We start from the raw sequence: 24,552 nt of genomic DNA, 5'->3' as shown, positions 1-24,552 counted from the left end.
AACTAAAAAATAGACTTGTAGTTTTTACAAGTCTATTTTTATTTTCAAACCTATTTTAGTGTTTCGTTCTATATTATATTTACTCTCAAAAAACACAATTTGATTATTAAAGACAGATTCAATAAGGTATTTATCTCCTTTAAAATAAGATTCTTTTACTTCCACTTCAAAAGTTGAATTTAGGGACATTTCCAATTGATGTGGGTAAACAAATAGTTCATTTTCTTCCCATTTTATTTCATTTACTTCTCCAAATAAAGATGCTGAATAAAATGAACTAGGATACCTATAAATTTCTTCTGTCTGCCCTATATCAATTATTTCTCCTTCTTTCATTACTAACACTTCATCACAAAACGAAAGCACATCATTAGTATCGTGTGTTGCTATAATGCAAGTAATTTCTTTTTTCTTTAAATATTTAAAAATTTTACGCCTAAGACTATTTTTCAGAAAATTATCAATATGACTAAAGGGCTCATCTAACAATAACAATTCTGGTTCTAAAGCTAAGACTTTTGCTAAAGCTACTCGCTGCATTTGACCACCGCTTAATAGTTGAGCCTTTGTATTCGCAAACCCTGTCATTTCTACTACTTCAAGTAATTCATTCACTCTTCTTTCTTTTTCTTCTGGATAAAAATTCGATAAAAATTTACCCACATTTTCTGCAACAGTCACATAAGGCATCAAATCGAAATCTTGAGCCAAATATTTCATATATGGCATTCCAGGTACTAAATTAAATTTTGGACCTAAAACAGAATCATCATTCCAAAAAATTGAACCCAATTCTAAATCATGTAAACCATATATTAATTTCAATAGTGTACTTTTCCCACAACCACTTTCTCCAATAAGCGCCAAAAAGCTACCTTTCGCTAAGGAAAAACTCATTTTTTTAAGCAATGGATCACTTGTGTAAGAAAAAGATATATTCGATACTTTTAACATTTTTCAATTAAAATTTCAACAAACTTACAAATAAAATGACTTTAATCCTGTTAACATTTAAAAACACTAAATTGTTAATAAAAAGGGCTTCATTAGATAAAAATTAATTTCTATCTTGCGACTCCCAAAATAACAACCTATTAAAATTCAAAATGACACGAAATTTTTTCACATTTAGCCTAATTTTAGCTTTCTTTTTATTTTCCAATTCCTCAAAAGCACAATTTGGTATAGAAGTAAACTATGGCTTAAACGGAGTAATGAATCCAAGTATTACAAATTTCTCTCACTTTGGTGGTGGAATTCTATATGATTTTAATGAGTCTTTTGGTGCTAAATTAGATTTTGGCTCTGACCAATTTAGATCAAATGGGGATTTTTTTAACAAAGAGACAGGAGTAAACGTTACACGAATTTCTTTACAAGCAACAGCTAACATTTCTGACTTAATTGATCCTACAAGTTTATACAGTTCGTTTAATTTATCAGCACATGCTGGAGGTGGTTATTCTTTTATTAAATCTACCGAATATACTAATGCAGACAATACTGCAAATGCTATTATTGGTTTAACTCCGAAAATTAAGATATCACAGGGTTTATATTTTGCAATTGACACTTCTGTTATTATTAATTTATCACAACATTATGGCTTTGATGGTCAATTTACTTATCAAGGGTATCCAAATTCTATTACTGGAATTATGTATAATGTTACTGGAGGAATCATTTATAAATTTGACGAATATTATTAATATAAAACAAAAAAGACTGTATTAAAACAGTCTTTTTTATTAGCATTGAAACAATATTTTATTTTTGAGATTCATTTTTAGCATCTTCAATCATTTTTTCATTAGCAACAATAGCAAATTCAACACGTCTATTTTTGCTTCTTCCTGCATCAGTTTCATTATCTGCAATTGGATCAGCTTCTCCCATGCCTTTAATTACAAATCTAGAAGAAGAAATTCCTTTCTGTGTCATATAATTTTTCACACTTGTAGCACGTTGCTGTGACAAATTTAAATTATACTCATCAGCACCTTTACTATCAGTATATCCAAAAATAGTAATATCTGTATCTGCATAATCTTTAAAAACAGGCACTAATTTATCTAAGTTTTGTTTTGCTAAAGCTGTTAATGTAGCTTTATTAAAATCAAAATTCACAGAACTTTCTCCTAAAACTAATTGTATTCCTTCTCCAACTCTCTTTACTTCTGCTCCTGGTAAAGCTGTTTCTATTTCTCTTGCTTGCTTGTCCATTTTATTTCCAATAACACCTCCCGCAACACCACCAACTACACCACCTATTACAGCTCCAAGGGCTCCATTACCACCTTTTCCAATGTTATTTCCTAATACACCACCAATTATTGCTCCACCAACTGCACCAATAGTAGCTCCTCTTTGGGTTTTATTTGTATTCTTAACTGCATTACAACTATTTAAACTAACTAACAAACTTATTGAAATAGCTGTCAGTATTAATATTGATTTTTTCATATTATTAATTTTTAATTATTTCTTATAAATTGATATACTACATTAGTATTTTTACCTCCTACATTAATGTTATCGATTAATTGAAATGAATTTTCAGTAACATTAGTAACTGTTAAAACATATCCAATATCCATTTTTTTAGCTTTTACTCCTTCTAAAAATTTCATTACTAATTTCCCATCTTTATTTATATACCAAGTTATAGGTGAATTATAACCACTACATGCTGCCTTTGTTAATCTCATTTCTCCTTTATTATTATTTGAAATAAAACTCCATTCACTTCCTACAAAACATTGAGAATCTTCAATATTAAAAGACGTAACCTTAATATATTCTGAACCTGGATAAGTAACTGACGATATACTCCAATTCCCTTTTAAAGCAACCTCTGTCTTCATATCTAGTTTCGTTCCAACAGGTGAATTCGACTTACAAGAGACTAGCATTACAACTAAACTCATAATTATTAAAACTTTTTTCATATTTGTATTTTTTTAATTTCTTTTACAAATGTAAATCTATTTCTTTATCTTTTTTTTATATAATCTCATTTTTCAATTGCAGAATTTCCATTCAGCCAATTTGTCAGTTTACTTAAATTGGTATTCCTTTTGAATAGGAATTAAATCAAAATGTATAATTAAAAAATCATAAATATGTCTAGTGGAAAAATTAATGTATCAGTAGAAAACATCTTTCCTTTAATCAAAAAGTTTTTGTACAGTGATCACGAAATTTTCTTACGTGAACTTATCTCAAATGCTACAGATGCAACTTTAAAATTAAAACATTTAACCAGTATAGGTGAAGCTGCTGTAGAATATGGCAATCCAAAAATCGAGGTAAAAATTGACAAAGAAGGCAAAAAATTACATATCATAGACCAAGGTTTAGGTATGACTATGGAAGAAGTTGAAAAGTACATCAATCAAATTGCATTTTCAGGTGCAGAAGAGTTTTTAGAAAAATATAAAGACTCTGCCAAAGATTCAGGTGTTATAGGTCATTTTGGTTTAGGGTTTTATTCTGCTTTTATGGTAGCTTCAAAAGTAGAGCTTATAACTAAATCATTTAAAGATGAGCCAGCAGCTCATTGGACCTGTGATGGTAGCCCAGAATTTACATTAGTACCTCATGATAAAACCGAAAGAGGAACTGAAATCATTCTTCATATAGCAGAAGATTCACTAGAATTTTTAGAAGAAAGCAAGATTAAAGGTTTATTAACGAAATACAACAAATTTATGCCTATTCCAATTAAATTTGGAACTAAGCAAGAAGCGTTACCAAAACCAGAAGATGCTCCAGAAGATTATAAAACAGAATACAAAGAAGTAGAAAACATTATTAACAATCCTAATCCAGCTTGGACTAAACAACCTACTGATTTAAAAGACGAGGATTACAAGAGTTTTTATCGTGAATTGTACCCAATGCAATTTGACGATCCATTATTTCATATCCATTTAAATGTTGATTACCCTTTTAACCTAACAGGTATTTTATATTTCCCAAAACTAGCTGCTGATTTACAAATTCAGAAGGATAAAATTCAATTATATCAAAATCAAGTTTTTGTAACAGATAATGTAGATGGAATTGTTCCTGAGTTTTTAACCATGTTGAAAGGAGTTATTGATTCACCAGATATTCCATTAAATGTTTCTCGTTCTTATTTACAAGCAGACGGAAATGTTAAGAAAATTTCAAATTATATTACACGTAAAGTTTCTGATAAATTAAAATCTTTATTTAACGAAAATCGTGAAGATTTTGAAGCAAAATGGAATGACATTAAAATTGTTTTAGAATATGGAATGCTTTCAGAACCAAAATTCTATGAAAAAGCAGGTGATTTTGTATTGTATCCAACAATTGACAATACCTATTTTACTTTAGCAGAATTAAAAGAAAAACTAAAAGACACACAAACCGATAAAGACGGAAAACTAGTTATTCTTTATGCTTCCAACAAAGAAACACAACACAGTTATATAGAAAGTGCTAAAGAAAAAGGATACGAAGTATTACTTTTAGACAGTCCAATTGTATCGCATTTAATTCAAAAATTAGAGGCTGACAATGAGAACTTAACTTTTGCTCGTGTAGATGGAGATGTAATTGAAAAATTAATTCAAAAAGAAGAAAATCAAATTTCTAAATTATCTGAAGACGAAAAAGAAAGTTTAAAAACAGTTTTAGAAACTATTGTTCCAAAAGAAACCTATTCAGTTCAATTAGAAGCAATGGATAGTAAATCGGCTCCATTTATGATTACACAACCAGAATTCATGAGAAGAATGAAAGAAATGAGTCAGTCTGGTGGTGGAGGCATGTTTGGAATGGGTAATTTACCTGAAATGTACAATTTAGTGGTAAATACCAATTCTGAATTAGCCACTTCAATTCTAAGTACTGAAAATGAAGACGCAAAAGCTAGCTTAGTAAAACAAGCTCTAGATTTAGCTAAATTATCTCAAGGTTTATTAAAAGGAGAAGAATTAACTTCTTTTGTAAAACGTAGTTTTGAGACTTTGAAATAATATCAAGGCACATGAATTAAGACAAACCTGCAAGTTAAAATTTGCAGGTTTTTTTGTATGTTTGAATTTTTAATAACGTAAAACAAATGTATAATTTTAAAGTTGATATAAACGTTTCAGTTTATAGAGATGAACTAAGAAGAGAATTACATTCTCATATTTTATCTTTACAAATTTTATTAGAGAATATTAATAATGACTCGATTTTAAACAGAGAAGTTAAATTAGGAAACTTAATTAAAATGCCTCTACTGATACATGAAAGACAAGTAATAATAAAAAACGAAATTAATAAAACCTTTATTTCAACTATAAGAAGTTTTCAGAATTTCATAGATAAATTAATAGCTACAACAGATTTATTTAATAGAGAATATAAAAATGATTATGAAATAAAGTCTAAAAAAGAATTCAATTCATTTTTACAAAAACAATTAGATGAAATGATAAATAAAGTTTCAACTAATAGATACTTTGGATTTTCCGATAAACTTAAAAAATTTAATATTGATGAAAATACTAAAGAAATATTAATGGGTTATACTACATTAAGAAATAATTTAGAACATCATAAAGACATATCATCTAAAGATACAGAATTAAATTTTTTCGTAACATCTGTATATGTAAATAACAACGAATTACAAGAATTAAATCAACTTTTAGAACAAGGAAGTTCAATCAATGTGAGAAAAAAAAGTATCACTAGACTAATTAATAAGGGTGAAAAAGTAGAAATTCTTGAAAAAGAAATTTTTGAAATAATTTTCACATTAAGTGAATTAATTTCTGTTGAATTTATTAATGCAACCTATGAAAATTTGAAAGACATTAAACAATACTATAAATCATAAAATAATGCGAGATACTTCCTCCAAGAACAAATAAATGCCAAATAAAATGTCCGTAAGGAATTCTCTTAGAAGCATAAAAAATAGTTCCTAATGTATAAAAAACGCCTCCAATAGCTAAATATGTTAATGCTTCTGTAGAAAGCAAATTCATTAATTGATTCAATTCTGCTACTACTAACCAACCCATAACTAAATACATTATTAAGGATAATTTTTCCACTTTTCCTGTCAAGAATAATTTCATTACTAACCCAATTCCTGCAATACTCCAAATCACAAAAAACAACCTCCAACCAGTAGTTTGTTCCAATGTAATTAAACATACTGGTGTATAAGTTCCTGCAATGAGAAGAAAAATACCTATGTGATCAAAAATTTGAGCTTTTTTCTTCTTTACTTCATGTTCTAATGCATGATAAACTGTCGAAGCAGTATATAACGCAATCAAACAAAATCCGTAAATCCAAATACTTAAGGTACTAAAATGATTTACTTCTCTATTCTTTAATAACAAAAACACTAATCCAAAAATCCCCAACACTATACCAAACCCATGTGAAATAGTATTTAAAAATTCTTCCTTATTTTTGACTTTTAATAACATCACAAAAAACTTATTATTATTCATATAAAGATACTAAAAACACATGAACGAAAAACCTATTTTATACTTTAAAAACGATTCCGATTGGAGAAAATGGCTACATGATAATCATGATTCCGCTAAGGGTGTTTATTTAATTTTTTTTAAAGTAGCTAGTGAAACTGAAAGCATGAGGTGGGAAGAGGCTGTTAAAGTAGCTATTTGCTATGGCTGGATAGACTCTACTGTTAAAAAAGTAGATGAAGAAAGAAGACAACAATTGTTTACTCCTAGAAAAGATAAAAGTGTTTGGAGTAAACTTAATAAGACCTATATAAAAGACCTAATTGAAGTGGGTTTAATGCATGAAAGTGGTCTAAAAAAAATTGAAACAGCCAAACAAAATGGTTCTTGGGAAAGTTTAGATGCTGTTGAAAATTTAGAAATCCCAAATGACTTACAAATTGCTTTTAACAACAATACTATTGCTTTTACAAACTATACTAACTTTAGTAAATCTTATCGAAAGGGTTACTTATATTGGTTAAATCAAGCCAAAAGAGAAGCAACAAGACAAGATAGAATTCGTCAAATAATAGAACTATGTGAGAAAAACATCAAATCAAGGTAAACTATTTTTAAAAACTAAACATTTAACAAATTCTATATTTTTCTTGTAAAGCAAATTCGAAAAGTCTTATTAGATTTGTATCAACAAACAAACAGATCAAGCATGATAGAACCGTCTAAAATTATTTTTTTAGACGGTTTTGTTTTTTATCTAATTCGTTATTAATTGATTGTTTTCTTTTCTCTCCTTATTTAAAAGATTTGGATCTTCTTTTGCTAATTTATTTTTGGTAGGAATTTTATAATTAATAGTAAAGCCAATTCTTCTCGTATCATTTTTACTTTGTAATAACAAATTGGTTCCTGATGAACCAAAACCTTGTTGATTTGTATTTAAAACATCATCAAAATTGATAGATACTGATAATTTATCTTTTAAAAACTTTTTAGAAAAAGTAACATCTAAACTATGATTAAATGGCTCTTTCGCAATAAAATAATAGTAATTTCCTCCTTTAGTATTGTAACTATAATTCGTTACAAATTTAATTTCTTTTGATAACAAAATTTGAGACATCAAATTAAACATCCAAAACCCTTTTGTATTTAAATCTGGTATTTGATGAATTTGATACCCAGTATACACATATAAAAAATTAATTTTATCTGGATTAAAATCAAATTTTAATGTTTCATTCAATCCTTTTGTAAATAGCATATAAGGGATAGGTAAACCTATACTTAAATTATGAATTTTAAGTTCGGGTACATTAATAGTAGTATTTGAAACTATATTATTATTTTCCAAGACTCTATTTATCACCTGATTCTTAGCAACACTTACGTTATATCCTATGTAAGCGTAATCAAAAGCACTTACTTTCACTTCAAAATTGTCAAAAATTGTTGGTTGCAATTGAGGATTACCAGAATAATTGATATTAGGATTTTGATAATTTGTATTATTGGGATTCAATGAAGAAGTACTTGGTAAACTAATTTTCTTATTATAATTTACATTGAAAAAAATTTGAGGCGCAAAATTATATTGTACGGTGGCATTCGGAAAAAATCGGAATTGCTTAAAAGGAATTAATTCAGTTGTATCAGTATTTCCTTTAATTACATAATCTTCTGCTCTTCCTCCTAAAATAAAATCAATTTTTTTATAAGAAGATTGGAATTCTAAATAAGTTGCTGCTGTTCTTCTAGAATAATCTAAATTGGTTAACCCAAAACTTTTTGTTTCAAAAGCAAGATTATCAAATAAAGTTCCAACACTCATTTTCCCTTCATCTAAAAGTTTTAATTCTTGCGAATAATCGATTTTAAAATTCACATAATCATAAACAGATGTATTATCTAAAACATTTGTATTCTGTAGTCTTGAATCGAGATTAAAATCATTGTCACTTCTGTTATAATTAAATCTAAAATCTAGCTTTTTATCATAATCATCAAATCGCTTTTGATAAGTAGCAACTACATCTTGTCTGAAGGTTTTATTTTTACTAAAATCATTAGTTTGAAAGCCTAATCCATTTCCTAAAACATAAGAATCGTTATTGTTATAATTTACATCATAATTTAACAACAACCGATCTTTTTTAAAATCAAAAGTTAAGGCTGACTTTGCAAAAGTTGAACGTCCTGTTCTATCAGCATCAGTATCAGATAAAATGGTTGTGTTTCCATTTGATTTAGTAGATATTGTAGACCAAAGTGCACTTTCTCTATAATTTTGACCTACATTTAATTGCCATCCAAAATACCTGTTTTTTGCACTTAGTAGCAAGCTATTATTGAATCGCGTTCTAAATTTATCATAATTTGTGAAGTTAAAACCTGAAGAATATGTCGCACTTAAATAACTTTTTGCTCTCCTACTAGTTATGATATTAATTATTGCTCCACCAGACGTAGCAGGAAATTCAGCACCAGGTTGTGTTATTATTTCCACTTTCTCAATACTATTTGCTGGCATACCTTCTAAAAAAGAATTTAAGTCATTTGATGAAATGTTTAAGGGTCTACCATCTAAAAAAACTTCTAATTGCTTTCCTTGATACATCATTCCTGCTACATCAGAGATAATCAAACCAGGTAACTTCTTTAAGCCCTCCATTACAGAACCCGAATTCAAATGCGCTTGTGATTCAAAATCAAAAATAGTTCTATCTGGTTTTTGTTCAATAGCTTTTTTTTGTTTGGTTAGCACTACCTCTTTCAATTCAACCTCTTTTTCTTTTGCTTTTGAATCCTTTTCTTGTCCAAAAACATTAGATAATACTATATTAAAAAAGAAGACTACCAAAACAGTTTTATTTCTCATTATGAATTTAGCTTTAATTAATTAGACTAATAACAACAGTAATAGTTACAAATAAAAACGATAAATGTTTATATTTGAAAAACAATTAAAACATAATGGAAAAAAGCATAGCATTCATCTTATTAGCAATTTTCGTAATTCCGTCTACTATTTTTAGTCAGGAAACAAAAAAAGAGTTTTCAATAGGAGAAACAGTTACAATCACATCAAAAATTCTTTCTCAAGATCGCATTTTAAACATTTATTTACCAGAAGGTTATAAAAAAAACGATTCTATTCCTTATCCTGTAATATATTTATTAGATGGCTCAAGCAATGAAGATTTTTTACACGTAACGGGTTTAGTACAATTTTTCAATCTTCAATTAGGTATGCCAAAAACTATAATTGTAGGAATTGCAAATAAAGACAGAAAACACGACTTTACATATCCAACTGAAATTCCAGACTTAAAAAAAGACTTTCCTACAACTGGTGGTTCAGAAAAATTTATTAATTTCATTGCTGAAGAACTTCAACCATTTATAACAAAGAATTATAAAGTCTCAGATAAAAAATACATACTAGGACAATCTTTAGGAGGTTTATTAGCTGCTGAGATTTTATTTAAAAAACCAGAACTCTTTACACATTACTTTATCATTAGTCCAAGTTTATGGTGGGATGATGAATCTTTACTACACAATGCCTCTAACTATTTATCAAAAATAAAAAAGCCTATTTATGTCTATGTTGCAGTAGGTGAAGAACACAAAGTAATGATAAAAGATGCTAAGACTTTAGCTTCAGAATTAAAAAAATATCCAAATACGATAAAAACAAATTTTCATTTTTTTTCAAAAGAAAATCATGCAACTATTTTACACAACAGTTTGTATCAAGCTTTTTTACTAGAATTCCCATATAAAGAACCAAAATAAACAGTTATGAATAAAAGTTTAATTTTCATTATTTTCTGTAATTTTTCAATACTTGTTGCGCAAAAAGAGAATATAGAACCTGCCTTTGATTTTTTAGCACAATATTCAAATTGTAGAGACTTAGCCATCTCAAAAAATCAAGATGAAGTATATTTTACACTTCAGAGTTCCAACGAAGAAGTCTCAAGAATTTTATACACAAAAAAAGTAAAAAACAAATGGACCAAACCACAATTAGCTATTTTTTCAAGTAATCATAGAGACATTGAACCTTTTTTAAGTCATGATGATCTCCGATTATATTTTGCATCCAACAGACCATTGAGTGATACGGTTACAAAAAGTAAAGATTATGACATTTGGTATGTAGAACGAAAAACTATAACTGAAAATTGGTCTAAACCCATTAATTTAGGTATGCCGATAAACACCGATAAAGATGAGTTTTATCCTTCGGTTGCTCTAAATGGCAATATTTATTATACTTCAGAGAACGAAAATTCTTTTGGTAAAGATGATATTTTTGTAAGTCATTGGAAAAACGATAAATATACTAAGCCAGAAAATTTAGGAACAGCTATTAACAGTAATGGCTATGAGTTTAATGCATTTATTGCTCCAGATGAAAGCTTTTTAATGTTCACAGCTTACAACAGAAAAGATGGTTTAGGAAGCGGTGACCTTTACATTAGTTATAAAAGCAAAGATGGAAATTGGGAAATAGCCAAAAATTTAGGAAATCAAATAAACTCTACAGCAATGGATTATTGTCCTTTTTATGATACTAATACTGGCATATTATATTTCACAAGTAGGAGGAATTTGGTTACTAATAAACCTTTTAAAACCACTGACGAATTTGAAAAAGAAATTAATCAATATAAAAATGGTTTTAGTAGAATTTATAAAACTAATTTAAAATTATAATGAATTTACAGCCCAATCTTGCAAATAAGTTAGTCAGGTTAAAACCATTGGAAAAAGATGATTTTGAAAACTTATTCATAGTAGCATCTGATCCATTAATTTGGGAACAACATCCTAATAATGACAGATATAAAAGAGACGTTTTCGAATCTTTTTTTGAAAAAGCAATGGATACTAAAGGTGCTTTTCTTATTATTGATAAGTGTACTGACAAAACAATTGGTTCTTCTCGTTTTTATGATTTAGACAGTACAAAAAGTACGATTGTAATAGGTTTTACGTTTATAGCAAGATCTTATTGGGGAACAAACTACAATCGTTCAATAAAAAAATTAATGTTAGATTATGCCTTTCAGTATGTAAATAAGGTTCATTTTCATGTCGCCAAAAATAACTTTCGCTCTCAAAAAGCTATGTCAAAACTAGGAGGAACTGTAATTGATTATTCAACATCAAATTTAGGTATTGAAGGAAATCCTATTTACGAAATTAAAAAGAGTGATTGGTCTCTTTAAAAAGGTTATACATATTAAAAAAGGTTTAATCTAATAAATAGACATTAAGACTTTACGTTATAAAAAAAATCACAACATTAATTCTTTTATTTTAGGAATTAGTACTGTTTCTTTACAAGAAAATGATCCTGAATTTACTGAAGATAATTTTAGCTTAGAAGGTGCATTGACACTTTTTAAAAAAGCTAATAATCTTGAAGAATTTGAAAAATCAATTAATGAAGAAAATAATGATTTCATAAAAATCGCTAGTTATTTATAATTTAATTAGCTATTTTTTTTTGTTTGCCAAATTTTTATCGACCTTTGGTTGTCCTTGAAATTATTTTCTTATGAATTTATCTATTGAAACTCCTGCTCTTTTATTTTCTGCAACTTCTTTAATTCTTTTGGCATATACGAATCGCTTTTTAACCATCGCACAAATTATTAGGAGTTTAAAAAAGACTTACGATGAAGAAGAAAACAAACTTATATTACTTGAAATTAAGAATTTAAATTTAAGATTAACACTTATAAGATACATGCAATTATTTGGAGTAATGTGCTTATTTTTATCAGTCTTTGCTATGTTACTTTTATTTATAGGACATCAACTAACAGGAATTTACCTTTTTGGATTATCTTTATTGTGTCTACTTATTTCCTTAGGTCTTTCTTTTTGGGAAATTAGTATTTCTGTAAAAGCTTTGCGATTGCATTTAAGTGATTTAAACGATAAATAATTTAAAAAACTCTCTCCAAAACTTCTTTCAGTCTATCAATTTCAAAAGGTTTCCATAAAAAACCACTAAAATGATTAGTTTCATAGTTTTTTGAAGTCACCATGGTATCTGCAGTTAATGCTATAACTGGTGTTTTTGTATTTAAATTAGTAGTAGTTTTTATAATTTTAGTTACCTCTAATCCATTCATATTTGGCATATGAATATCCATTAAAATAAAATCATAAAAGTTTTCTTTAACCTTTTCTAAAGCAAGCATTCCATTTTCAACATGTTCCGATTCTATTTCCCATTTTGAGAGTAATTTACTAAGTAACACTGCATTTATAACAGTATCTTCTACTATTAGTACTTTCTTACCTTTTAAATTAATATTTTTTACAACTATTTTTTTTTCGATTAAATCATTTTCGACCAATTGCTTTTTAGGAACTTTTAATTTAAAATAGAAAGTCGTTCCCTTACCAACTACGCTTCTAACTTTAATTTTACTATTATATAGTTCTATTATTTTTTTAACAATGGCAAGACCTAAACCAGTTCCACCTTGTTTACGTGTCAAAATAGGCTTTACTTGTGAAAAACTTTCAAAAATTTCATCTAAGTTTTCTTTTAAAATACCTTCACCAGAATCAATTACTTCAAATAAAATAGTATCCTTTTTTGAAGTAGATTTAACCTCATTAATTTTTAATTCTACATTACCCTTTTCAGTAAATTTGATAGCGTTACTAATTAAGTTATTCAAAACTTGAGTTAATTTAGTTTCATCTAAGTTATATGAATTTTTATCTGGAATTGAACAACTTAACTTTAAAACCAAACCTTTCTCCATAGCTTGTTTATCATATACACTAACAATATTTTTTACCAACCTAGCTAATTGTACTTGAGTAATTTCTAATTTTGATTTATTTGAATCAAGCTTTGTAAAATCTAATACATCATTAACAATATTAATAAGGTTTGATGAAGCAAATTTCAGACTACTTAGTAACTCTCTACCTTCATTACTTATTTCATCATTTAGTAATTCGACAATTGAAGTTATTGCATTTAAAGGTGTTCTAATTTCATGGCTCATTATAGATAAGAAGTCTTGTCTCATTTTTATTGCTTTGGCTTCATCTTGATTTTTCTTTTCAAGTAATAATTGTTTCTCTTTATGAAGTTTTGTCTCATTTTTTAAAACTTCCATTTTAGAAATCAATTCATAGTTTTCAATTACTTTTAAAGTTTGAGAATTTATTACACTCTCCTTTTCCTTCTGATATCGTTCAAAATAATCTAAGGCTAATGCAGGTTCATTCTTAGCCTTATAAATGATATAGATTAACTTTTTTAGTTTAATTGTTGACATTGCTAATTTAAGAGATGTCGCTATTTCAAGACCAATAAATGCCGTCTTTAAAGCTAAATCTAAATTGTTTTTAGCGTAATACAGTTCGCCCAACTTTGTATAAGTCATAGCACGACCTGTATTCTCTCCCATTTCATCATGAATTTTTAAAGCTTTAAAATAAAAATCTTCTGCTTTTTCATATTCTTTCAAACAAAAGTAAACTTTTCCTTTACCATACAAGGCATAAGCCATCCCTCTTATATCATTAGTAAATTCTTTCTGTTCAATTGATCGATTGATGAAAGCCATAGCAAATTTCAGCTTGCCATTTTTTGCGAGAATGCCCGATAAGTTATTGTAAACATTAGACTCTAAATTAAAATCATTTATTTTCCTTGCATTTTTAATAGCGCAATTATATGATTTTAAAGCATTACTTTGATCTCCAATATAGCCATATATAGTACCTAATGACTTTTCTGTTCTAGATTGATTGTAATAATCACCTTCTTTTTGATATATTTTTAAGGCATCTATAAAAGATATCAGCCCCAAATGATACAAATTCGTTTTATAGTAAACTCCAGCTAAACTATATTTAGCATCAGCTATTCCTTTTTCATCTTTTAGTATTGTAAAAATAGCTAAAGCTTCCTTAGAATAAGTTTCAGATTTATCCATTTCACCAATAACCATGTAATATAACCCCAACTGGCTATAACTTTTAGCCAATAAAGGTTTGCTACCTATTTGAGAACTTAAATCTAACGCAGTATGAGCTAGAGTAATACTCTTTGGCAGATTATTGATTCTAATTTGATTAGCTTCATCAAGTAATAAAAGTATACCTTTTTCACTTTTATTTACTTTCAATCGATTTAACATTTAAGCAACATTAGGTCAATAAATGTATGAAAAAAATAATATAAAAAAACATTTTTTACATTATCCATAATAAAACAGGTTTTTCAACTTGTTTTAACTGATTATCAATCTTTTTCATAAATTCATTAGAAACCGCAGGACAGCCCCAACTTAATGGACTATACTTGGGATAAATCTCTTCATTTTTAACAGCATCCCATGAATGCAAAACCACTACTCTTTTAACAGCTGTACTATTAGTCTCTTCCAAACCATGTATCCAATATTTAACATTTATTCCCCACGAACTATAATCTCTTTTACCTATTTTGTACTTTCCTTTCATTGAACAATGACTATCACTTCTTACGTCAAACTTTACTTTTTGCCATTTTTCAGGATTTTCTTCAAATTGATCACAACTACCATGTGTTACTAAATTTTTATCAATAATTGAATTCGTTTTAAAATCATATATAAAAAATCGATTCTTACCAGAATGCTCATTCAAATCAATCAGGTAATAGAAATCCTTATTAAAATTATTTTGTTTAATATAAGCTTTAGCTTCATTATGAAAAGTAGAATAATCTTTAAAACTCTCCTCTTTAATAACAGAAACTGATTTGTTTTCAGAAATTTTATTATTATTACAACATAATAAACCAATAAAACTTATAAATAGAATTTTTTTCATAGTACATATTAATATAGCATCTTGTAATATTAAATTTTATTTTAAACCTTTTGTGTTAATTTTTATCTAAAATTTATAAAAGTTGGTAATTATGAATGCAAATACACTTTGGTCTTTACGATTAGGATTTTCAAATAAACAAAGTAATGTTATTGAAAAACTAGGGATTACTGGTTTTCTAGAACAATCTTTCCAATCAAAAGTAACCACAACAACACCTGCTTTTCTAAAGGATAGTCCAAAAACACTAGCAGAATTAAAAGCTATTCGTCAAGAAATAAAAAAAGCAGATTCACTCCAACAAAAAAAACTTATAAAAAAACAAGTTAATGAGGCTAATGAATTAAGAAAATGGTGGTTAGAAAAAATGCAAAATGAAGAATTACCACTTCGTGAAAAAATGACTTGTTTTTGGCACAATCACTTCGTTTCAACGATTCAAAAAGTAAAAGTTAATTATTGGGTTTATCAACACAATATGATTTTGAGAGAAAATGCTTTTGGCAATTTCAGAGAACTCACAAAGAAAATCATTCAATCCAACGCTATGGTTCGCTATCTTGATAATGTAGATAATCGAAAAGGAAAATTAAATGAGAATCTTAGTAGAGAATTACTAGAACTTTTTACACTTGGAATTGGTCATTATACTGAAGAAGATGTAAAAAATGGAGCTAAAGCTCTAGCGGGTTTAAATTTAGGAAATGAAAAAGCCACTTATAGAAAATCAATAGAAGACAATGACACCATTACATATTTAGGAGAAACTGGACAATTTAAAGTAGAAGGAATAATTGATATCATTTTTAAGCAAAAAAATACAACCTATTTTTTAACTGAGAAACTCTTGAAATGGTTCATTTATGACAATCCTACTAATGAATTAATAACCTATTATGGAAATTACTTTAAATCAGTAGATTATGAAATTCAACCATTATTAACTAAAATTTTTACTGAAGAATTTGAAAAAAACACAGCTGGCAGCAAAATTAAAGACCCTTTAGTCTATGCATTACAACTCATTGACGAACTTCAAATTAAGGAGACAAATTCTATGGTTGTTATTCAATTTTTAAAACAACAAGGCATGGAATTATTCAACCAACCTAATGTAAAAGGCTGGTTAGGAGGCAACAATTGGATGACTTCTCAAATTTATTTACAACGCAACAATGCAACTGATTTTTTTGTTAACGGCCAAAATTTAATCGCTAGAAGAATGAAAGAAATGGATGAAGAGGATATGAAGCAAAGAAAAGTTCAAAAAGGAAAAATTGATTTCGATTCCAATGGTACCAATAAAACCATTATAAAAGAACTAACAGATCGATTACTGTTTACCCTTAATGAAACTACTCAAAAAGACATGGAAAGCATACTCAAATATGATTTTAATCCAAAGAGTGAAAGTGCAGCTGCAGCTGTTTTACGTTTGTTCACCTATATTACAAAGTTACCAGAGTTTCAAATTATCTAATTTTAAAATTATGAATCGCAGAAAATTTTTCAAACTAACAGGAACTTATACAGGTGGATCATTAATTATACCTAGTTTTCTTCATGCTTTTTCCTCGCAAAACTCATTTTCTTTACATGAAAAAAGTGTAATTTTCATTCAATTAAATGGTGGAAATGATGGTTTAAATACTTTTATTCCATTTGACAATCCATTGTATTATGACTTACGTCCAAATATTAGCATTTCTAAAGAAGAAATTGTTGGTAAAACCAAAGGAATGGGTTTTCATCCTGCTTTAAAAGGATTTGCTACTATACAAGAAGCTGGACATTTGACTGTAGTACAAAATGTAGGTTATCCTGAACCCAATCGCTCTCATTTTAGGAGTCAAGAAATTTGGCAAACAGCCTCAGGAGCAAACGAATATAATAATGAAGGTTGGTTAGGAAAATATTTAGATGCACATTACTTAGAACATCATCCTACTGGAGGAATTAATTTAGATGTTATCGATAATTTAGCTTTAAAAGGATTAGAACCCAATAGCATTACTGTTAAAGATCCAAATCGTTTTAAAAAAAGAAATACCTCAGATGATAACATGCAATTATCAGACAATCCACAATTGGACTTTGTTAGAAAAATTGCAAATTCAGTCATGGAAGGTTCTAATGAAATACAAAAAGCTTTGGCTAAAGTTACAACAGAAATTAACTATCCAAAAACAGGATTAGGTAGAAATTTAGAATGGATTGGTAAACTAATTAAAGGCAATTTAAATTCAAAAGTATATTACACTTCTTTAGGAAGCTTTGACACACATGACAACCAATTAGGCATACATAACAACAAATTATCAGAGTTGAATGATGCCATATATACTTTATATTCCGATTTAAAACAAGCACAATTATTACCTTATGTAACGATTGTTGTTTTTTCAGAATTTGGCCGAAGAGTAAAAGATAATGGAAAAGGAACCGATCATGGAACGGCTGCTCCTATGTTTATAATTGGTGGAAATAATAAAGGGAATATAATTGGCAACAATCCAAATTTAATGGATTTAGATAAAGGTGATTTAAAATATGAAATTGACTTTAGAAGTGTTTATGCTACTATTTTAGAAAAACAATTAGACTTTAATCCTACAAAAATTGGCATCAAAAATCAATCTCTAAAAGGATTATTCTAAAAAAACACACAGATAGTAATTCTTTGCTTATATTTGCGCCCCTTAAAAATGGAGTATATGTCGAAGAATGAATTAATAAAAGGTGTGTTTTTAGTTGGCTTAGGCGCAACAAGTTATGGAATGCTAGCTACAATAGTAAAACTAGCTTATCAAGATACTGAAAAATTTACTACAGCGGAAGTTATTACTGCACAATTTGTGTATGGAATACTAGGGATGCTTTTGATTAATCTATATCAAAAAACGGCTACTAAAACTCCAATTGTTAAGGCAACTTCTAAAAATATAATTAATTTAATGTTAGCTGGAACTTCATTAGGAGCTACTAGTATATTTTATTATTTATGTGTAAAATATATTGATGTATCTATTGCTATAGTTTTACTAATGCAAACCGTTTGGATGGGAGTTATTATTGAATGGATTTTGGACAAAAAAGCGCCTTCTAAACAAAAGGTGATAGCTGTTTTAGTTGTTTTATTAGGCACTATTTTAGCCACTAATTTATTATTTAGTAAAGTCGGTTTTAACTGGACAGGTTTTATGTGGGGAATGCTAGCAGCAACTTCTTTTACCACTACTATGTATACAGCAAACAAAGTAGGATTAGGATTGTCATCAGCACAAAGAAGTTTGTATATGCTTTTAGGAGGTGCCATAATAGTTATATTTTTCGGAATTTACACTCAAACCGATACCTTCAATTTAACTATTTTTGGAAAATATGGAATTTTATTAGCTCTTTTTGGCACCATAATTCCTCCTATTTTAATGAATAGTGGTTTTCCAAAAACAGGCCTTGGATTAGGTAGTATTGTTTCTTCATTAGAATTACCAGTATCTGTTTCAATGGCCTATTTTTTATTGCATGAAAAAGTCGTTTTTTCTCAATGGATAGGAATTATTTTAATCATCGGAGCGATTGTTATTATGAACATCAATTTAAAGAAAAAATAGTTCATTTCTATTATTTTTGTTACTTTCTAATGAAATACATTTCCTATGAATTTACCTTGGCATCAATATGTGATGGGAATAGTCTATGTTTTAGCTGGTCTGAATCATTTTAGACAACCTAGATTGTATCTTAAAATTATTCCTCCTATTTTTAAAAATCCAAAATTGTTAAATCAATTAAGTGGTTTAGCAGAAATAGTTTTAGGAATAACAATATGCATTGTGTACACAAGTTCTTTTGCAGCATGGGGAATTATTCTATTACTAATTGCTATTTTTCCAGCTAACTATTATATGTATAAAAACGATAGTGTTGCGTTAGGCTTGCCTAAATGGCTTAGATTACTTCGATTACCATTGCAATTATTCTTAATTTATTGGGCCTATCTATATACATAAAAAAGACTTTTTATTTTTAGAGAATACATAATTTAACTATTTTTAAAGTATGTTAGACTTATTTCCAAATGAAAAAATAATTTTAGATTTGCCTGATGCCTTATTTGAGTATTATCCTAACTTTTTATCAGAAGAGAAGGCCAATCTCCTATTAAAAAAACTACTGACTGATACTCCTTGGAAACAAGACGACATTACAGTATATGGCAAAACACATTTACAACCAAGATTAACAGCTTTGTATGGAAATGAAGGAAAACCCTACTCCTATTCCAATATTATAATGCATCCTCATCCTTGGAATTCAACTTTAATGTTTATAAAAAATGAAATTGAAGATATAACCCAATTAAACTTCACTACAGTACTATTGAATTTATATCGAAACGAAAATGACAGTAATGGTTGGCACTCAGATAACGAAAAAGAATTAGGAAGAAACCCTGTTATAGCATCATTAAGTTTAGGTCAAAATCGGTTATTTCAATTGAAACATATTGAAAAAAAAGAAGCCAAACAAAATATAATTCTCAATAACGGAAGCCTATTAGTAATGAAAGAAGGTAGCCAAATTCATTATAAACACCAACTCCCAAAATCAACTTCTCCCAAAAAGAGCAGAATAAATTTAACGTTTAGAACGATTATCTAAATATTATTAAAAAAAATGAAATAAAGCAGCTTCAATATTAAGAAATTTTTAAAAATGCAATAATTTACGTTTTTTATCGTTTTTTTTAGTAATATTGAACTATATAATACTAACAATAAATTTATAGATTAATTTTTCATCTAATGAAAAAAAGAAAGATTTCAGAATTAGACAACGAAACAATAACAAAAGTTGTGGTTATGGCTCAAGAGGAAAAAAAACCTTTTGAAGTATTGAAGGAAAAGTTTGGTTTACCTGAACATGAGATTATAGATGTAATGAAATCGAAACTATCTGATGACAATTTCGAAATTTGGAAGAAAAAAGCCATGGCTAGTAAACCCAAACCCAAACCTTTAAAATTTGATCCACTTCAAGATGATGATTTAGATAGTAAATATTACTTTAAAAATAAATTTGATTAAAACCGAAGCTCTTCTCCTTAGAAGAGTTTTTTTTATAATAAGATGTAACAAAATCATCTAAAAAACGTCAAATCATTATATCAATAAAGATTTAAATGAAAAAAATAATTTTAACACTTGCTGTCGCAAGTTTTGTTTGGAGCTGTAAAACAACTCCATCTACTACAAAAAAAGACGAAGTTAATGTAGCAATTGATTTAGTAAACGTTAAAGATGACAAAGTTATGGTGACTATTGACGCACCAACTTTTACAACTGAAACTACTACTTTTTTCATACCAAAAACAGTTCCTGGAACTTATTCTGAAGATGATTATGGTAGATTCATTGAAGATTTTAAAGCACTTGATGCCTCTGGTAATGGTTTAAGAGTTACTAAAGTAGATGTTAATTCCTATAAAATTGAAGAAGCAAAGAAATTAGCAAAAGTAACTTACTTAGTAAACGACTCTTTCGATACAGAAGGTGGTGGTGGATTTGGAAAAAGTGATGATATCTTTTCTCCTGCTGGAACAAATATTAAAGCTGGTGAAAATTTTATGTTAAACACACATGGTTTTGTAGGCTATTTCGAAGGAAAAACTGAAACTCCTTATATCTTAACTATTACGCATCCTGAAAACTTATTAGGAGTTTCTGCTATGGTAGACTTAGATAAATCAAATAGTACTGACATTTTTCAGAGTTCAAAATATGCTACTTTAGTAGAAATGCCTTTAATGTATTCTAAACCAGACATCACTACTTTCATGGTAGATGATATGGAAATTATCATTAGTGTTTATTCACCTACAGGAAAATATACTGCAAAAGACATTACTCCAAACATGGAGGCTATGATGAAAGCCCAAAAGAAATTCTTAGGAGCTTTCAACGCTACAAAAAAATATGCTATTTTACTTTATCTATCTAATTTAGACGAAAAAGATGCCAAAGGCTTTGGTGCATTAGAACACCCTACTTCTACTACTGTGGTAATGCCAGAAAGAATGGAATTAGAGCAATTAAAAGAGCAATTAAAAGATATTGTTTCTCATGAATTTTTTCATATTGTAACACCATTAACAGTACATTCAAACGAAATTCAATACTTTGATTTTAATAACCCACAAATGTCGGAGCATTTATGGATGTATGAAGGAGTAACTGAATATTTTGCAAATTTATTCCAAGTAAATCAAGGTTTAATTGATGAAACAGAATTCTATGAAAGAATGTCTGACAAAATTCAACAATCTAAGCGTCTAAATGATAAAATGAGTTTTACTAAAATGAGTAAAAACGTTTTAAAAGAACCTTACAAAGATCAATATATTAATGTGTACCAAAAAGGAGCTTTAATTGCAATGTGTGTTGACATTTTAATTAGAGAAAACAGTAATGGTCAAAAGGGAATTCTAAACTTAATGCAGGATTTATCAAAAGAATTTGGTACAAAAAAAGCATTTAAGGATGAAGAATTATTTGCAACAATTACCAAATTTACTTATCCAGCAGTTGGAGAATTCTTAAACAAATATGTTGCTGGTGAAACTCCAATTCCTTATGACGAATATTTCGCTAAAATGGGAGTTACTCCAGCAGAAATTGAAGTAGAAGGAAATCCTTTTTTAAAAGGTGGTCAAATTCCTTACATAACAATCGATCAATCTACAAAAGAAATCATGATTATTCCTAGTATAGAATTAAACGAATTCATGACTACTTTAGATTTAAAAGGTGGTGATAAAATTCTAGCAGTAAATGGTACCAATTATAATTTAGATAACATTTATGATTTAGTTATAGGAAGTATGGGTTGGAAAGATGGTGATGCCATTACCATGAAAATTAAAAGAGATGGTAAAGAGCAAGAGATAAAAGGAACTGTAAAAATGCCAAAAGAAAAGCGCGAAGGCTATCAATCTACAGATAATAGCAAGAAAGCAGTTAGAGAAGCTTGGTTAAAAGGCTAATCCTTTCTTATAATAAAACAGTAATCCTCAAAGTAGTTCTTATTTTGAGGATTTTTTTTATTATTTTGCGTACAAATTAAATAAAATGCACAATCCTCCTTTTTTTACAGATGATACTATTGTTTTTGGCTTATTAATGTTTACCATAGGGACTGTCTTTTTTACCTCTTCAAAAGAAGATGGTTTTTGGAAAAATTTTTATAAAATAGTTCCCGCTCTTTTAATGTGCTATTTACTTCCTGCAATACTAAGCTCATTCAATATTATAGCTCCAGAATGGACAGAAGTTACTACATCTGGTGAAAAAATCGAAAAAAGTTCACAAGTTTATTTTATAGCTAGTCGTTATTTATTACCAGCTGCATTGGTTTTAATGACATTAAGTATCGACATGAAAGCCTTACTTAATTTAGGTTTTAAAGCCATATTTGTCTTTTTAGCAGGAACTTTTGGAATTGTTATTGGTGGACCAATTGCTATTTTAATAGTATCTATCTTCTCCCCTGAAACAGTTGGTGGAAATGATTTTGATGCCGTTTGGAGAGGTTTGTCTACTATAGCAGGAAGTTGGATTGGTGGAGGAGCTAACCAAGCTGCTATGCTTGAAATATTCAAATTCAATCAAGCTAAATATGGAGCAATGGTTTTGGTGGATATTGTGGTAGCTAACATAGGAATGGCATTTCTATTATTTGGTATTGGCAAAAAAGAAACCATCAACAAATGGCTAAAAGCAGATAATTCTTCCATTCAAGAGTTACAAGATAAAGTATCTAATTATCAGGAAAGTGTTAAACGAAATCCTTCATTAACTGACTATATGGTTATTTTAGCTATTGCATTTACTGCTGTTGGATTATCCCATTGGGGTTCACAAGTGCTTTCTAACTTTTGCAAAACAACTTTTGAATCCGTTAATGATCCTAAAAGTTTTGCCTCTACCTTTGGAGGAACCTTTTTCTGGATGATTTCTATTGCAACCTTCTTAGGAATTGCTTTATCTTACACGAAACTAAAAACATATGAAGGAGCTGGAGCAAGTAAAATAGGAAGTGTATTTATTTACATTCTTGTTGCCTCTATTGGAATGAAAATGAACCTAAATTCAATATTTGAAAACCCAGGTTTAATTCTAGTAGGAATTATTTGGATGATAATTCATTTTATTATCATCTTTGCTGTAGCAAAACTAATAAAAGCACCCTATTTTTTTATTGCTGTTGGTAGCCAAGCTAATGTAGGTGGAGCAGCTTCTGCTCCTGTAGTAGCTTCTGCATTTCATCCCTCACTAGCGAGTGTAGGAGTTTTACTGGCTATTTTTGGTTACATAGCAGGAACTTATGGTGCTATTATCTGTACATTCTTAATGGAAAAAGTTGCCCCAAATTAATAAAAACAAATTAATATAATTAAAAAAAATGAAGAAGCTATTACTTTTTGGAGTTGGATTATTTACACTAATTGCTTGTAACGAAACAGAAACTCCTGAAGGAATTTTACACTTAACCGGAAATGTAAAAGGATTAAGTCAAGGAAAATTATACATAAAAAAAATTGAAGATACTACCTTAATAGTTTTAGACAGTATTATAATAAAAGGAGATTCACATTTCGAAACTACATTTCCTCTTAAAAAACCAGAAGTTCTATATTTATTTTTAGACAGAGGACAAACTAATTCAATGGATAATAATCTAAGTTTTTTTGCTGAACCAGGAGAAATGAATATTGAAACTAATTTAAAAGAGTTTTATGCTGCAGCAAAAATTACAGGTTCGAAAAATCAAGATTTATTAGCCGAATACAATAGTTTTAAATCGAAATTTAATGATGAAAATTTAAGTTTAATTGAGAAAAGAATTAAAAACACGAGTAACTTCAATCAACAAACAGCAGATAGTATTGAAGAAGCTTATAATAGATTATTAAAAAGAAAATACCGTTATGCTGCAAATTTTGCTACTACTCATGGAGAATATGAAGTAGCCCCTTACGTCGCATTAACCGAAATTTCAGATATTAATTTGATATATTTAGACACCATAGCCAAACATATGAGCAGACATGTAGAAGCTTCTAAATATGGTAGATTATTGAGAAAGCACATTTATGATAGAAAAAAAGCTGAATTTAATTCCAATGATAAATAAAGGGTTTAAAAACTATAAG

General features: G+C 28.4%; 25 protein-coding genes. 17 read left to right on the top strand and 8 right to left on the bottom strand.

Annotation, left to right across the window (positions count from 1 at the left end):
• Window positions 1–24: 24 nt before the first annotated feature.
• Window positions 25–954 carry an ABC transporter ATP-binding protein gene (locus FIA58_RS11260; protein WP_140962578.1) on the bottom strand — a complete coding sequence of 310 codons (930 nt, stop codon included), beginning with the start codon at window positions 952–954 and terminating at the stop codon, window positions 25–27.
• Window positions 955–1,106: 152 nt separating this feature from the next.
• On the opposite strand from FIA58_RS11260, the gene FIA58_RS11255 reads away from it, so the two are divergent.
• Window positions 1,107–1,709 (top strand): hypothetical protein, encoded by a 603-nt coding sequence (locus FIA58_RS11255; protein ID WP_140962577.1) that lies wholly within the window; start codon window positions 1,107–1,109, stop codon window positions 1,707–1,709.
• 58 nt (window positions 1,710–1,767) lie between these two features.
• Here the strand turns inward: FIA58_RS11255 and FIA58_RS11250 are convergent, their stop codons facing one another.
• A complete protein-coding gene (locus tag FIA58_RS11250; RefSeq protein WP_140962576.1) occupies window positions 1,768–2,463 on the bottom strand; it encodes an OmpA family protein in 696 nt (231 codons plus the stop codon).
• Between the two features lie 11 nt (window positions 2,464–2,474).
• On the bottom strand, window positions 2,475–2,948 hold the full coding sequence (locus tag FIA58_RS11245; protein ID WP_140962575.1) for a lipocalin family protein: 474 nt from the start codon (window positions 2,946–2,948) through the stop codon (window positions 2,475–2,477).
• Between the two features lie 174 nt (window positions 2,949–3,122).
• On the opposite strand from FIA58_RS11245, the gene htpG reads away from it, so the two are divergent.
• Together htpG and FIA58_RS11235 are read left to right on the top strand one after the other, a co-directional pair.
• Window positions 3,123–5,009: a molecular chaperone HtpG gene (gene htpG / locus FIA58_RS11240; protein WP_140962574.1), complete on the top strand. Its 1,887-nt coding sequence runs from the start codon at window positions 3,123–3,125 to the stop codon at window positions 5,007–5,009.
• Window positions 5,010–5,095: 86 nt separating this feature from the next.
• A complete protein-coding gene (locus tag FIA58_RS11235; protein WP_140962573.1) occupies window positions 5,096–5,863 on the top strand; it encodes a hypothetical protein in 768 nt (255 codons plus the stop codon).
• Here the strand turns inward: FIA58_RS11235 and trhA are convergent.
• Complete coding sequence (gene trhA / locus FIA58_RS11230) at window positions 5,841–6,491, bottom strand: PAQR family membrane homeostasis protein TrhA (RefSeq protein ID WP_243754666.1); 651 nt, start codon at window positions 6,489–6,491, stop codon at window positions 5,841–5,843. The genes FIA58_RS11235 and trhA overlap by 23 nt on opposite strands.
• Window positions 6,492–6,510: 19 nt before the next feature.
• On the opposite strand from trhA, the gene FIA58_RS11225 reads away from it, so the two are divergent.
• Window positions 6,511–7,077 carry a YdeI/OmpD-associated family protein gene (locus FIA58_RS11225; RefSeq protein WP_140962572.1) on the top strand — a complete coding sequence of 189 codons (567 nt, stop codon included), beginning with the start codon at window positions 6,511–6,513 and terminating at the stop codon, window positions 7,075–7,077.
• Window positions 7,078–7,227: 150 nt separating this feature from the next.
• Here the strand turns inward: FIA58_RS11225 and FIA58_RS11220 are convergent, their stop codons facing one another.
• Window positions 7,228–9,348, bottom strand: coding sequence for an outer membrane beta-barrel family protein (locus FIA58_RS11220; RefSeq protein WP_140962571.1), 2,121 nt, complete (start codon window positions 9,346–9,348; stop codon window positions 7,228–7,230).
• A gap of 95 nt (window positions 9,349–9,443) precedes the next feature.
• Here FIA58_RS11220 and FIA58_RS11215 point away from each other — a divergent pair, with 95 nt between their 5' ends.
• The 3 genes from FIA58_RS11215 to FIA58_RS11205 are packed head-to-tail and all read left to right on the top strand — an operon-like array spanning window position 9,444 to window position 11,710.
• Complete coding sequence (locus tag FIA58_RS11215; protein ID WP_140962570.1) at window positions 9,444–10,268, top strand: alpha/beta hydrolase; 825 nt, start codon at window positions 9,444–9,446, stop codon at window positions 10,266–10,268.
• 6 nt (window positions 10,269–10,274) lie between these two features.
• Window positions 10,275–11,195 (top strand): TolB family protein, encoded by a 921-nt coding sequence (locus FIA58_RS11210; RefSeq protein WP_140962569.1) that lies wholly within the window; start codon window positions 10,275–10,277, stop codon window positions 11,193–11,195.
• Complete coding sequence (locus tag FIA58_RS11205) at window positions 11,195–11,710, top strand: GNAT family N-acetyltransferase (RefSeq protein ID WP_140962568.1); 516 nt, start codon at window positions 11,195–11,197, stop codon at window positions 11,708–11,710. Before FIA58_RS11210 ends, FIA58_RS11205 begins: the two co-directional genes overlap by 1 nt.
• A gap of 69 nt (window positions 11,711–11,779) precedes the next feature.
• Here FIA58_RS11205 and FIA58_RS11200 read toward each other — a convergent pair whose 3' ends face one another.
• Complete coding sequence (locus tag FIA58_RS11200; RefSeq protein WP_165928906.1) at window positions 11,780–11,950, bottom strand: hypothetical protein; 171 nt, start codon at window positions 11,948–11,950, stop codon at window positions 11,780–11,782.
• Between the two features lie 92 nt (window positions 11,951–12,042).
• On the opposite strand from FIA58_RS11200, the gene FIA58_RS11195 reads away from it, so the two are divergent.
• A complete protein-coding gene (locus tag FIA58_RS11195; RefSeq protein ID WP_140962567.1) occupies window positions 12,043–12,435 on the top strand; it encodes a DUF2721 domain-containing protein in 393 nt (130 codons plus the stop codon).
• A 1-nt stretch (window position 12,436) separates the two neighbouring features.
• On the opposite strand, the gene FIA58_RS11190 is transcribed toward FIA58_RS11195, so the two are convergent.
• The gene (locus FIA58_RS11190) at window positions 12,437–14,650 is read right to left on the bottom strand and encodes an ATP-binding response regulator (protein ID WP_165928905.1); all 2,214 of its coding nucleotides are present in this window, start codon (window positions 14,648–14,650) and stop codon (window positions 12,437–12,439) included.
• Between the two features lie 67 nt (window positions 14,651–14,717).
• Window positions 14,718–15,338, bottom strand: a complete 621-nt coding sequence (locus FIA58_RS11185) for a murein L,D-transpeptidase catalytic domain-containing protein (RefSeq protein ID WP_140962565.1) — start codon at window positions 15,336–15,338, stop codon at window positions 14,718–14,720.
• Between the two features lie 91 nt (window positions 15,339–15,429).
• On the opposite strand from FIA58_RS11185, the gene FIA58_RS11180 reads away from it, so the two are divergent.
• From FIA58_RS11180 to FIA58_RS11140, 9 genes are all read left to right on the top strand, one after another.
• The gene (locus tag FIA58_RS11180; RefSeq protein WP_140962564.1) at window positions 15,430–16,818 is read left to right on the top strand and encodes a DUF1800 domain-containing protein; all 1,389 of its coding nucleotides are present in this window, start codon (window positions 15,430–15,432) and stop codon (window positions 16,816–16,818) included.
• A 10-nt stretch (window positions 16,819–16,828) separates the two neighbouring features.
• On the top strand, window positions 16,829–17,995 hold the full coding sequence (locus FIA58_RS11175; RefSeq protein ID WP_140962563.1) for a DUF1501 domain-containing protein: 1,167 nt from the start codon (window positions 16,829–16,831) through the stop codon (window positions 17,993–17,995).
• A gap of 57 nt (window positions 17,996–18,052) precedes the next feature.
• The gene (locus tag FIA58_RS11170; RefSeq protein WP_140962562.1) at window positions 18,053–18,952 is read left to right on the top strand and encodes an EamA family transporter; all 900 of its coding nucleotides are present in this window, start codon (window positions 18,053–18,055) and stop codon (window positions 18,950–18,952) included.
• A 45-nt stretch (window positions 18,953–18,997) separates the two neighbouring features.
• Window positions 18,998–19,351, top strand: coding sequence for a DoxX family protein (locus tag FIA58_RS11165; protein ID WP_140962561.1), 354 nt, complete (start codon window positions 18,998–19,000; stop codon window positions 19,349–19,351).
• A gap of 49 nt (window positions 19,352–19,400) precedes the next feature.
• On the top strand, window positions 19,401–20,003 hold the full coding sequence (locus tag FIA58_RS11160; protein WP_140962560.1) for an alpha-ketoglutarate-dependent dioxygenase AlkB family protein: 603 nt from the start codon (window positions 19,401–19,403) through the stop codon (window positions 20,001–20,003).
• Between the two features lie 143 nt (window positions 20,004–20,146).
• Window positions 20,147–20,428 (top strand): DUF2805 domain-containing protein, encoded by a 282-nt coding sequence (locus FIA58_RS11155; protein WP_140962559.1) that lies wholly within the window; start codon window positions 20,147–20,149, stop codon window positions 20,426–20,428.
• A 95-nt stretch (window positions 20,429–20,523) separates the two neighbouring features.
• Window positions 20,524–22,383: a M61 family metallopeptidase gene (locus tag FIA58_RS11150; RefSeq protein WP_140962558.1), complete on the top strand. Its 1,860-nt coding sequence runs from the start codon at window positions 20,524–20,526 to the stop codon at window positions 22,381–22,383.
• An 85-nt stretch (window positions 22,384–22,468) separates the two neighbouring features.
• A complete protein-coding gene (locus FIA58_RS11145) occupies window positions 22,469–23,773 on the top strand; it encodes a DUF819 family protein (RefSeq protein WP_140962557.1) in 1,305 nt (434 codons plus the stop codon).
• Between the two features lie 28 nt (window positions 23,774–23,801).
• On the top strand, window positions 23,802–24,533 hold the full coding sequence (locus tag FIA58_RS11140; RefSeq protein ID WP_140962556.1) for a DUF4369 domain-containing protein: 732 nt from the start codon (window positions 23,802–23,804) through the stop codon (window positions 24,531–24,533).
• The last annotated feature ends 19 nt before the right edge of the window (window positions 24,534–24,552 follow it).

Source organism: Flavobacterium jejuense (assembly GCF_006491595.2).
Classification (GTDB): domain Bacteria; phylum Bacteroidota; class Bacteroidia; order Flavobacteriales; family Flavobacteriaceae; genus Flavobacterium; species Flavobacterium jejuense.
The sequence above is the reverse complement of the archived record's forward strand: the minus strand, read 5'-3'. Positions and strand labels throughout refer to the sequence as shown.